Annotated in this window: 10 protein-coding genes; 9 read left to right on the top strand and 1 reads right to left on the bottom strand. The window is 43.4% G+C overall.

Features of this window, described 5'->3' with window-relative positions; translation table 11 throughout:
* Positions 1 to 89: 89 nt before the first annotated feature.
* Positions 90 to 1,244 (bottom strand): quinone-dependent dihydroorotate dehydrogenase, encoded by a 1,155-nt coding sequence (locus tag HXT58_RS04640; protein WP_004105417.1) that lies wholly within the window; start codon positions 1,242 to 1,244, stop codon positions 90 to 92.
* Positions 1,245 to 1,473: 229 nt separating this feature from the next.
* Here HXT58_RS04640 and HXT58_RS04635 point away from each other — a divergent pair, with 229 nt between their 5' ends.
* The 9 genes from HXT58_RS04635 to mvaD all read left to right on the top strand — a co-directional run bounded on the left by HXT58_RS04635 (position 1,474) and on the right by mvaD (position 11,121).
* Complete coding sequence (locus tag HXT58_RS04635; protein ID WP_004105415.1) at positions 1,474 to 2,331, top strand: DeoR/GlpR family DNA-binding transcription regulator; 858 nt, start codon at positions 1,474 to 1,476, stop codon at positions 2,329 to 2,331.
* Positions 2,332 to 2,864: 533 nt separating this feature from the next.
* Positions 2,865 to 4,058: a hypothetical protein gene (locus HXT58_RS04630; protein WP_421775621.1), complete on the top strand. Its 1,194-nt coding sequence runs from the start codon at positions 2,865 to 2,867 to the stop codon at positions 4,056 to 4,058.
* Between the two features lie 634 nt (positions 4,059 to 4,692).
* Entirely contained in the window at positions 4,693 to 5,943 is a 1,251-nt protein-coding gene (locus HXT58_RS04625) for an AMP-dependent synthetase (protein WP_421775620.1), read from the top strand.
* A 396-nt stretch (positions 5,944 to 6,339) separates the two neighbouring features.
* Entirely contained in the window at positions 6,340 to 6,636 is a 297-nt protein-coding gene (rpsF, locus tag HXT58_RS04620; RefSeq protein ID WP_004574062.1) for a 30S ribosomal protein S6, read from the top strand.
* Positions 6,637 to 6,790: 154 nt separating this feature from the next.
* A complete protein-coding gene (locus tag HXT58_RS04615) occupies positions 6,791 to 7,372 on the top strand; it encodes a single-stranded DNA-binding protein (protein WP_064340624.1) in 582 nt (193 codons plus the stop codon).
* 139 nt (positions 7,373 to 7,511) lie between these two features.
* The gene (gene rpsR, locus HXT58_RS04610) at positions 7,512 to 7,760 is read left to right on the top strand and encodes a 30S ribosomal protein S18 (RefSeq protein ID WP_004105399.1); all 249 of its coding nucleotides are present in this window, start codon (positions 7,512 to 7,514) and stop codon (positions 7,758 to 7,760) included.
* A gap of 16 nt (positions 7,761 to 7,776) precedes the next feature.
* Complete coding sequence (gene rplI / locus HXT58_RS04605) at positions 7,777 to 8,223, top strand: 50S ribosomal protein L9 (RefSeq protein ID WP_102703364.1); 447 nt, start codon at positions 7,777 to 7,779, stop codon at positions 8,221 to 8,223.
* 540 nt (positions 8,224 to 8,763) lie between these two features.
* Complete coding sequence (gene mvk / locus HXT58_RS04600) at positions 8,764 to 9,888, top strand: mevalonate kinase (protein ID WP_415705861.1); 1,125 nt, start codon at positions 8,764 to 8,766, stop codon at positions 9,886 to 9,888.
* Positions 9,889 to 10,023: 135 nt separating this feature from the next.
* A complete protein-coding gene (mvaD, locus tag HXT58_RS04595) occupies positions 10,024 to 11,121 on the top strand; it encodes a diphosphomevalonate decarboxylase (protein ID WP_410297454.1) in 1,098 nt (365 codons plus the stop codon).
* Positions 11,122 to 11,125 lie beyond the last annotated feature (4 nt).

Here is an 11,125-nt window from a genome sequence, read left to right as displayed (position 1 = left end):
TTTGTGCTGTTCCTTACAAATAGACCCTTACTTATGCTACTTGATTGTGAGCAAAGTAAGGGTCATTTTTAGCGCAAATACGCACTGTACTAGTTCAAATCCGCACCAACTGCGTCTGTAACATGCTCAAAGCCGTCGCGTTTCAAAAGATCCGCAAGTCCGCGTTTCAGCGTTGTGATTTGCTGCGGTCCTCTGTACATAAGTGACGTAATAAACATAACCAAATCAGCGCCTGAGCGAATCTTCTCATATGCTTGCTTTGGCGTAAATACTCCGCCAATGCCTGCAATAGCAAAACGTTTACCAAAAGCTTTGCGCGTGCGTCGAATAAGCTCGTTGCTTGCGCTGTAGGTAGGACCTCCAGAAAGTGCTCCTTGCCAATCTTCCGGAACATCAAGTCCTGCGCGATTCTTTTGCAAGTTCGCAATACTTACTCCGTCAACTTTATGTTCGGCAAGTACGTCAAGCAAAGATTTGAACTGTTCCCAACCACCGTGCAAATTAAGCGGCATCTTAACTAACGTTGGCTGAGGTCGCTTAATAGTGTCAAGATCGGTGAATAATTTGTCAAGTGCTTCCGGCTGACTAAATGGTTCACCCACACGCGTGTTCGGGCATGAAATATTTACTTCAATTATTGAGCTTTTTCCGGCTGCACGTTCCATAGAAATATGGTAGTCTTCAATTCCTTCTTCCAAGTCGCCAACTAAGTCGTCGTTTGTGCGCGCAATAGAAATAGACATATTCATAGACTTTGCGTGCGTCCAGGCTTTCTCGGCTCGTGCAACAACGGCTTCGCTGCCATCGTTTGCTAGTCCTGCGTGTACAAGAATAGAGTCATATTCTGGAAGGCGATGATACCAAGGTTTTTGATTTCCTTCGCATGGTCGGCTTGTGGTAGAGCCAACTGTTTCAAATCCAAAGCCGGCGTTGTCTAGTACGGTCGCCATTTGGCAGTTTTTATCTAGTCCTGCACTTAAGCCAAACGGGTTTGCAAAATCCACACCCATAACGTTAGTTTCTAGCACTGGGTCTGTGTAGTTAAGCATTTCGCGAAGAAGCCACATTAATCCAGGAGTGCGCTCGCTAAATTTGCAAAAATTAATCATGCGATCATGCGCTTCGTCTGGAGGAATGTTAAAAACAAAATGTGGTTTAATAATGTGTTTGTATGAGAATGTAAAAAGGTCGGTCGTTGCTTTATTGACGACATTGTGCAATGAGTGTTCAGAAACGTAATACATATTTATATAGTAGGGCATTATTGTTATATGCGCTATTACTTAGTGTATTTTGTGCGTTTTCTTTCTTGCCGTAGTTTGTGCGTTTTCTTCCTTAGTACGCGTTCGTTTTTGTGCGATTTTTCATAAAACTTGCTTTGCTTGACAACAAAATGTGCGTTCTTTTCGTTTTAATGCCCTGAAACGCTCAATTACGTTTGTTTTTTGCGTTTACGTGTGCGATAATGTTCGTATGATTTCTTCACAGCGTCAACATTTGATTTTAAGCCGTCTCCGTACGCGCGGTGCTGTTCGCATTACTGCGCTTTCTAAAGAACTGAACGTTTCTGCTATGACGGTTCGCAGGGATATCGCAGAGCTTTCGGATCGTGGGCTTTTAAAGCGCGTTCACGGTGGCGCAGTAACGACTAATACTCTGCTTTCGGAGCCGCTGTTTTCTGTAAAGTCGCAAATGGATATTGGTTTGAAGGATGCAATTGCGCGTTTGGCTGTGGATTATGTGTCTCCTGGAGATGTGATTGCTATTGGCGGCGGTACCACTGCTTATGTGTTTGCGCAACATTTGCTCGAGTCGCGCAGGGCTTCTGGTATTACGATTTTGACTAATTCGATTCCTGTTGCGGAGCTTGTGCAAGCTTTAGAGTCGAAGGATGTCGAGGTTATTGTTACCGGCGGCGTGATTACGCGTTCCAATTCGCTGGTCGGTCCTATTGCAGATAAAGTTGTTGCTTCTCTTCGTGTGAATACCGTTTTTCTTGGCACGCATTCTGTGTCTCTTCCTCGCGGATTCCTTATGCCAAATTCTTTGGAAGCTGCTACGGATATGGCGTTAATGGATATTGCGGATCGCACGATTATTTTGACGGATCATACTAAATGGAGTTGTACGTCGCTTTCGCTATTTGCTCGTTTTGATCAGGTTGATACTGTTATTACCGACGATGGTTTGGATGCTGACTCTCAGCTTCGTACGCGTGAGCTTGTGAAGGATTTGGTTTTGGCACCTGTTATTGATGAGCGAGATGTTCTTGATGCGTCTAATGCTGACGATTTAGTGAGTTCTGGAGATTCTGACGATTTGCTTGATTAGTATTTTTGCGAATATTTTTGCAAAGTTTAATTTTGCGCGCTGATGATTTTAATGCCCGAGTGAGTTGTTTACTCGGGCATTTTTGGTTTTTCTGTTTGGTTTTGCTTCAAGTGTGTCGATGTTTAAACAAATTTTGCTATGTTTAAATAAAGCGTGCCGATGCTTAAATATTGCGTTTTTTTGTTGTTTTTATAAGGCATTTAAAGAAATCGCAAAACTCAAACCTTAAAGAAAGCTGAAAAAACGTTAAAAAAATCCAGTATATGGCGTGTCGCGTAATTTTTATTAAAAAATACAGAAAAATGTCGTAAATATTTCTGCTTTTCAATGAATATAACGAATATTTATCAAGATTTTTGTATTTTTGATGCTGAGAAACCTGAATTTTAGTGTTGAGTTTTCTGAGAGCTTGCGGTAAGTTTTAACTCAGTTACCGGTTGAATCCCTAGTTCACTGGTACGAGCGGGAAACCGCAAATGGCAAATTTTTCTTCGCATACCCTAGTGCGAAGGAGAAGAAGAAAGGAAAATATTATGTTGAATAAGAAGGCTATCGCCGCATTCGCTGCTGGCGCCACCCTCCTCTCTGGTTTCGCTTTTGCTGCTCCAGCAATGGCTGCATGCCCAGATCCTGCTCCATTCAAGAGCGCTGCTAAGACGTCTGCTGATGCTGCTTACAAAGCTTATACTGATGCTAAGGCTGTTCTTGATGGTATGACTGTAACTCCTAAGCCAGAACAGCCTCTAGTTGTTATTACTACTTGGATTAATTTAACTCCTGATGCTACTACTGGTTTGATTGCTCTTAAGCCTACTGCTGCTTCTGCTGCTCCGTACGATGTGTATGTAAAAGCTAAGGCATATGTTGATGCTTTCAATGCTAACGTTACAGAGACTAGGGCTAAGGAAGCTCAGCAGACTAAGGTAAATGATCTTCTTGCTAAGTATCTCGATGCTAAGAACGTATTGGAGAACTGCGCAGTTCCAGATCCAACTGAGGATCAGATTAAGAGGGCTCTTATTGACAAGGTTCGTCTTGCTAAGATGAACTTGGACAACAAGGATGATTTGCTTGCTGTTGCTAAGAAGAATTTCAATGATGCTTATAAGGCTTTGGTTGCTGCTATTGCTGAGTACAATGCTCGCATGGATGCATTCAGTGCTGCTAATGGAAAGCTCAATGCATTCTTGGCTTCTGGCGTGAATGATTCTGCTACTGAGACTCGTTTGCGTGATGCAGCAGATCGTGCTGAGGCTCATCTTAAGCGTGCAACTGTTGCTCTTGCTAAGGCTAAGGCTGCTTATGATGATGCTTTGGCAAAGGATTTGGCTGCTGTAGCTGCTTATAATAAGGCTTTGCAGACTTACAAGGATGTTTACAATGAGGCTGTTGCTGCTGGTGTGAACCCAGCTTTGTTGCCACCAGTTGTGACTTCTGATCCTTTGGATCCAAAGGTTCCAGCTGTTCCTGGTTTGAAGCATGCTTATGCTTCTGCTATGAGCGGTAAGTTTGGTAAGGAAGCTAAGGCTGCTGAGGCTGCTGCTAAGCAGGGTAAGGATACCAAGGCTTCTGCTCAGCAGAACAACAATGCTAACGGTGCTGCCGCTGGTGCAAACGGTGCCGCTGCTGCTGGTTTAGCTAAGACCGGTGCTGCTGTAGCTATGGCTGCTGTTGCTGCTTCTGTGCTTGCTGGCATGGGTGCTGCTCTTCGCAAGATCCGTCACTAAGCTAAAAGCTGATTCAGCGATGAATCATTTGGGCTTTAGCTTACTGGTTGATCGTTGAGTCGATTTTACTGTGAATTACTTAGTCTAGTGTGCTAAAAGGTGCACTAGACTAAGTTTTTTTATAACAATTTTGTGCTCTGCACGCTTGCATTCACCGCGTTCGTCCTCTTTTTACGCCGCTGTAAAGTTTTTGCCGCTTCTTCCAATTCCGCGCTTTCTGTTCGCACTTTCTGTTCGCGCCGCTGTAAACTTTCTGCCGCTTTTTCGTGCGTATCCGACTTTTTCTTGACAATGCTGTAAAGTTTTTGCCGTTTTTTGGCGCGTAGTCGACCGAAACTTTACGCCGCTGTAAAGTTTCTGCCGTTTTATCGTGCGCATCCGACCGTTCCTTTACTCCCATGTAAACTTTCTGCCGCTACCTGCCAATTCCGCACCTTCTTTCCGTACCTTTTATCCACAATGCAAGAAATTTATTTACGCACGAATAAGGCTTTAATAACCTTGCATTATGAATAATTTTTATATAAACGATTTATTTTCGAATAGCGAACAAAATAAGTGTTGCTTCGCCCCGAAAACTAATGCTGAAAGAAAAGCAGTTCAAAGGTCGGCGCAACGTGGAGAAGCTGTGCGCGTGTACAAAAATCTTTACATGCGTAAAGAATATTGGAATAGTCTTTACGAAGCTGAAAAAATACGTCATATTGCGTTATCTATTATTGAATCGCACCCCGATTGTAAATTAACAGCTTCGACTGCCTCGGCACTTCTTGGGTATCAAGTTTCGAAAGATTATGACAGCGAAAAAAATTGCTATGATAATGCTTTTCTTAGCAAAAAGAAAAATTGTGTGGACGCAAGAGATACTAAAATTTATATTCGAAGCAACAAGCGAAAATCAAACAAGTATAACAATCAACTAAAAGTTATTCCTTCCGTAGGTTACGAACAGAATGGTATGAGCGATGATGTCCGCATTTTAACGCGTGAGAATAACAGTACTGGACAATTAATAAAGCTTCCGCATGCAAGCGATTGCGTGACTGAAGAAATAAAAAGTCACTTGGTAGATAAAAGCACTATGTTGTTTGACGTTGCTAATAATTACTCATTTAGATTTGCTTTGCCTATTTTCGATTCAGCAGCGCGAGATAATGTGAATTTAAACAGAGTGATCGAAATTTGCAAAAGCCGATACTGCGATTGCAAGAATAACTTGAGTGGCGTCGATTGTAATAGTGAGATTGCAAATAATAAAACGTGTGCGAATAGCAGTTTACACAAAAACCAACGTCATTATACAAGGGATTACGCTTATTTGGATGACTTGCGAAACTATGCAAAAACGAATGGTGGGACTAATTTTTCATTGTCTTTTAAGCAAATTTTTGAGTGTGAACAAAAAAAGTTGGCTAAATTATGTAAGCTTTGCTTCTTTGCAAATGGTCTTAGCGAGAACGCTGGTGAATCCTTAGCTCGGGGAACAATGATTAATTTAGGATTTATGATACCAGAATTACAGCGTGAGTTTGAGATTCCACATGTAAATTTGAAGTATCGTTGCGACTTTTTGTGGAGCCTGAATAATGGGGAGTTGATTGTTGGGGAGTTTGACGGGTATTCGAAATACTACATTGATACAGATGATGCGCAATATAAGAATGTGAATCTTAATTCTTCAGAAGACAATAAAAATTTATTCGAATCGCGAAACCAGAGTGTTATTCATAAGAATATCGACAAACAAGCGGAACGTGAGGTATTGCTTATGAAGGAATGTGGCGTAAATAAAATCGTGCGCTTTAATTACTCGGATATCCTTGATCCTAGGAAGCTTGAGAAGAAACTTGCAGCTGTTGGAGTGCCTAGAATTATTGGGAAATAGCCGATGCGTGCGTGTGCTGCGGAACTTTGCGCTTGATTCCGACCAAAACTTTACACCGTTGTAAAGTTTTTGCCGTTTTTTAGCACGAAAACGACCTTTTCTTGACAACGCTGTAAAGTTTCTGCCGCTTTTTAGCACGAAAACGACCTTTCCTTTACTCCCGTGTAAAGTTTTTGCCGTTTTTTGGCGCGTAGCCGACCGAAACTTTACGCCGCTGTAAAGTTTCTGCCGCCTGACACCATCGTTTAAGCGCGTAACTCTCGTCGTCACGAGCGTGCTGTAAAATAGCAAAGTTGTGTGCGGTTTTGGTGCTTGTCATCAAACATATCGCGCATATTTTGCAAACACACTCCTGCTGTGGAAGGTCCACAGCCGATAGTCCGAAGGAGGTGGGTGATGTCTGCACATAAGTATGAACTGATGTTCATTGCAAATCCTGAGCTGGATGAGCACGGTCTTAAGAAGTTGACCGAGCAGTATCTTGAGCTTGTCACCAACGAGGGCGGTTCCGTTGACGGTACCGATTACTGGGGTCGCCGCAAGTTTGCCTACGAAATTGAAGGCAAAACTGAAGGTAACTACGTTGTGGTGAACTACACTGCCGAGCCATCTGTAAGTGACGAACTTGACCGTGTTTTGAACCTTAACGAATCTGTAATCCGCACGAAGATTCTTCGCAAGGACGCTAAGTAAAAACTAGCAAAACTAAGTAAGCTCTAGTGAATTAAATAAAAACTAGTTAAGTTAAATAAATACGTAAACAACCGCGCATAAGTTGCGCACAAAATTGCCAGTAATTGCTAACTAACATGCGATTACGAGTAAAGCGAGAAAGAAAAGGCACGATATGGCAGGTGAAACAATTATTACCGTCGTGGGAAATCTCACTTCGGATCCTGAATTAAGGGCACTTTCCAACGGTGCTTCTGTTGCGAGCTTTACCATTGCATCCACACCTAGAACGTTTAATCGTAATACGAATCAGTTCGAGGATGGGCCTGCATTATTTATGCGTTGCTCAGCGTGGAGAGACTTGGCAGAACATTGTGCAAACAGCCTTTCTAAAGGCATGCGCGTGATTGCTCAAGGCAGGTTGTCGCAGCGTTCGTATCAAGCGCAAGACGGCTCTAATCGCACAGTTGTTGAACTTACAGTTGACGAAATTGGTCCATCTTTGCGTTATGCAACTGCGCAAGTTAACCGCCAAAGCTCTTCAACAGGTTTTGCTGGTGGCTCGCGTGCAGCAAATGCTGCTGGTGCAGGTTATGCTGGCGGAGCAAATTATGCTGCTAGCCAGACTGCTTCTCAGCATGCCGCAAGTTCTTCAGCGGCTGATCCGTGGAGTGCTGCTGCGCCAACAAACGATAGTTTTTCAACTTTCGGCGCCAATTCTGATTTTGGTGGCGATTCTGAAGAACCTGAGTTCTAGCGTTTTAGTTGAGCTATAGATAGCGTATTTATTTGTTTATTTATGCACTTATTTACGCGCTTACTTAATCCTTATAAATACATCATCAGTTACATGTTATGCGAACAAAAAGCATAACGGATTTGAGAGAGGACATCTTATGTCACGCAAAAGGCCGCAACCACCGGTCAAGCCTTTCAAAAAGAAGCCAAATCCTTTGAAGGCTGCCAAGATTACTGAAATTGATTATAAAGACGTTGCTTTGCTGCGCAAGTTCGTTTCTGACCGCGGCAAGATTCGTTCCCGTCGTATCACCGGCGTAACCGTGCAGGAACAGCGCAAGATCGCGAAGGCAGTGAAGAATGCTCGCGAAATGGCTTTGCTTCCTTACGCCACTACCGGTCGCTGATTGAGAGGATAGGAATATGGCTGAAACCAAGGTTATTCTTACCAAGACTGTTGCCAACCTCGGTCACTCTGGTGACGTTGTTGAAGTTAAGGCTGGCTATGCACGCAACTACCTGATTCCTCAGGGTCTTGCTTTTGCATGGAACAAGGGTGCTGCTTCCCAGATTGAAGCAATGCGTCGCGCTCGTCTTGCCAAGGCTGTTGCCACTCGTGAAGAGGCAGTTGCAGCTAAGGCTCAGATTGAAGGCACCGTTGTGGAGCTTTCTGCTAAGGTTTCCGAATCCGGCAAGCTTTTCGGTGGCGTTTCTGCCGAGAAGATTGCTGCCGCTTTGGCTTCCAAGGCTCAAGTTGAGGCTCGCGCAATTAAGGTTGCTACTATTAAGACCACTGGTGAGTTCCCAGCAACCGTAACGTTGCATCCGGAAATCACCGCTTCCTTCACTGTTAAGGTTGTGGCTGAGTAAGTAGCTTTGTGAATTTTACAAAACATGTTGCAGCAAGCAGATTCGTGCTTTTAGTGGTTTCTTGCTTGTAATACATGTGGATTGAACTTAAGCATTAGCTCTGCGTTTGCGTTGTATTGAGTTTTCTCATTGCGATGCTGCGCAGAGTTTTTTTATTGCTGCGCGCTGGTCGGTTTTACATTTCTATTCCCCGCGCGACCTTTTCTTTACAAGCTTGTAAAGTTTCTGCCGTTTTATTGCCTTAATCCGACCGAAATTTTACACTCGTGTAAGGTTTCTGCCGTTTTTCTGCCATTTTGCGACTTTTTCTTTACAAGCGTGCACAGTTTCTGCTGTTTTATTGCTTTAATCCGACCGAAACTTTACACTCGTGTAAGGTTTCTGCCGTTTTCCAAATGTGAATGTGTTGTAAGTGTCACGTGCGTAACGTAGTTTTTTAAGTTTTACTCGACTAAATTAGAACAGTTGGAAAATTGCGAAATTATAAAGGAGATGCAAACTGTGCTGGAAAGCAAATATGAACTGGCTGACGAGCTTAGTATGAACGCAAAAGCGCAAGATGCCAACATATCTGCTATTCGCAATGACGAAGAGTATGCTTGTAAAAATTCCGTAAGCGCAAGTCTTGAAAACGCAATAAAATACAGCAATCACAAAGGTTATGGCGAAACTTGCGCGAAGGTTATTCTTTTTGGCGAACATTCCGTGGTTTATGGCCATTCTGCAATAGCTTTGCCGCTTAAAAACTTGCGTATGCGCGCTGTTGTAACTAGTTGCAATGAATTTTTAGCACCTGCTTCGTGTGAATCTTTATCTTCTACATCAAGCGAATCTTTAGCATCTACGACGAATCTCGATTCACATATAACTCTTTCATGCCTTGACTTTACTGGCAAACTTTCCGAAATTCCTACGCGCTTTAATAGCATACGAACAGCAATCCGAGCGTCGCTAGAGTTTGCAGGGTGGAGCGGTGAGAGTTTGCACATTTTTACCGAGTCTGATTTTCCAGCAGAACGAGGTCTTGGCTCGTCTGCGGCTGCTGCTGGTGCTGTAATTCGTGCGATTCTTGACTATTACGGCGTTTCAGCTAGCAATGATGAGATTTTTAAGTTGACGCAGACTGCTGAGTGTGTGGCTCACGGACGTTCTTCAGGCTTGGATGCCACTGCAACTGCTGCTTCCTGGCCTGTGCGTTTTAGTCGTGGCTGTTTTGATCGCATGGAAATTAACATGCGCGCGTGGCTGGTTTTGGCGGATTCTGGATGCAAAGGAATGACTCGCGAAACAGTTGAAGCTTTGCGTTCTCGTTTAGAATCGAATCCTGTTGAAGTTGGAGCGCAGCTCAATAAATTGGGGGAGATTGCGGCTGTTGCAGAAGATGATTTGGCGTTTGGCCGTATTGAAAATATGGGTAAGCAAATGACTTTCGCACACCGTATTTTGGCGGATTTGGGCGTAAGTACTGCAAAACTTGACGCCTTGGTAGATGCTGCTTGTCAGCATGGCGCGTTGGGTGCAAAACTTACCGGTGGAGGTGGTGGAGGATGTGTCATTGCGCTGGCTGATAGTGAGGATGCTGCTAAGCGAGTGAGTGAAGCTTTTAAAAATGCCGGTGCTTGCGATACGTGGGTTGTAAATATAGGTGATTCTGCAATAAATTGAATCTTATTTTTACTTGAAATGTGGCATAAACTTTACAGTTCTTTAAAGAAAAGAAGCTTGTGCGCACTGTTTTGCTAAAATATTGCTTAGCACATTAACAAACGAGAATTACTTATCTGCCGCAAAAGGAACAGCATGCAAAATGTTGAAATTCAGCCAAAAATAACGTTTGACGCTAGTCTTTCACCCAACTCAGCTTTTGCTAAAGCAAACGCGAATATTGCGCTGATTAAGTATTGGGGTAAGCGCGATGAAAAGCTGATTTTGCCTTATACTTCCTCGCTTTCGCTCACCCTTTCGGATTTGTCTACAACTACAAGCGTAAGTTTTGCGAATAATCTTGAACAAGATACTTTTACTTTAGATGATGAAAATATTTCGCCGTCTTCCAAAACTTTTCGTCGTGTAGTCGCTATGCTTGATTTGGTGCGTGAAATTGCAGGAATTTCAACGAAAGCAAGCGTTATTTCGCATAATATTGTGCCAACTGCTGCTGGTCTTGCGTCGAGTGCGTCTGGTTTTGCAGCTCTTGCGTCTGCTGCCTCGTACGCTGCTGGATTAAACCTAACTCCACGAGAACTTTCTAGACTTGCAAGACGTGGTTCTGGTTCAGCTTGTCGTTCGATTTTTGGAGGACTTTCAATTTGGCATGCAGGTTGCGACGACGAAACGTCTTATGCAGAGCCTATTGAAAACGCACAAGTTGCGCTTAAAAATTTAAACCTTGCTATGATTGTCGTCACTTTGGACGATAGCAAAAAGCCGATTTCTAGCCGAGAAGCGATGCGCAGAACGGTTGAAACTTCGCCAACGTATATGCAATGGGTTGAGCAGTCGAAGGACGACCTTGAAATTGCTAAAAACGCAATTCAGCGAGCAGATATTGAGCAATTGGGTGAGGTTGTTGAACGCAATGCTTTTGGAATGCACGAAACTATGCATAATGCTGTTCCATCGGTGAATTATTTGACTAGTAGCACGCATATTGTGCTTGAAGCGGTTAAAAATATGCGAAAAGATGGTTGGCTGGTGTGGTCTACGATGGATGCTGGTCCGAATGTGAAGGTGCTTACTTCTGGAGATGATGCTTATCGTGCGATGTGTCAGTTGCGCTCGCGAGTTGAAGATGGTTTGCGTAATTCTAGCGTTTTTTGTAATACAGAATATTGCGAGCCGAAATTTGCGATTGCGCTGCCAGGTGACGCTGTGACGGTGAGTACGAGTTTAAAATAGGCGG

Source organism: Gardnerella sp. KA01000, assembly GCF_049244035.1.
Classification (GTDB): domain Bacteria; phylum Actinomycetota; class Actinomycetes; order Actinomycetales; family Bifidobacteriaceae; genus Bifidobacterium; species Bifidobacterium leopoldii.
This window is presented reverse-complemented; position numbering and strand designations above follow the sequence as displayed.

Bases quoted from the DNA above. Each gene is read 5' to 3' on its own strand.
- rpsR (WP_004105399.1), top strand. From the start codon at position 7,512: ATGTCACGCAAAAGGCCGCAACCACCGGTCAAGCCTTTCAAAAAGAAG.
- rpsF (WP_004574062.1), top strand. From the start codon at position 6,340: ATGTCTGCACATAAGTATGAACTGATGTTCATTGCAAATCCTGAGCTG.
- HXT58_RS04635 (WP_004105415.1), top strand. From the start codon at position 1,474: ATGATTTCTTCACAGCGTCAACATTTGATTTTAAGCCGTCTCCGTACG.
- mvaD (WP_410297454.1), top strand. From the start codon at position 10,024: ATGCAAAATGTTGAAATTCAGCCAAAAATAACGTTTGACGCTAGTCTT.
- rplI (WP_102703364.1), top strand. From the start codon at position 7,777: ATGGCTGAAACCAAGGTTATTCTTACCAAGACTGTTGCCAACCTCGGT.
- HXT58_RS04630 (WP_421775621.1), top strand. From the start codon at position 2,865: ATGTTGAATAAGAAGGCTATCGCCGCATTCGCTGCTGGCGCCACCCTC.
- HXT58_RS04640 (WP_004105417.1), bottom strand. From the start codon at position 1,244: ATGTATTACGTTTCTGAACACTCATTGCACAATGTCGTCAATAAAGCA.
- HXT58_RS04615 (WP_064340624.1), top strand. From the start codon at position 6,791: ATGGCAGGTGAAACAATTATTACCGTCGTGGGAAATCTCACTTCGGAT.
- mvk (WP_415705861.1), top strand. From the start codon at position 8,764: ATGAACGCAAAAGCGCAAGATGCCAACATATCTGCTATTCGCAATGAC.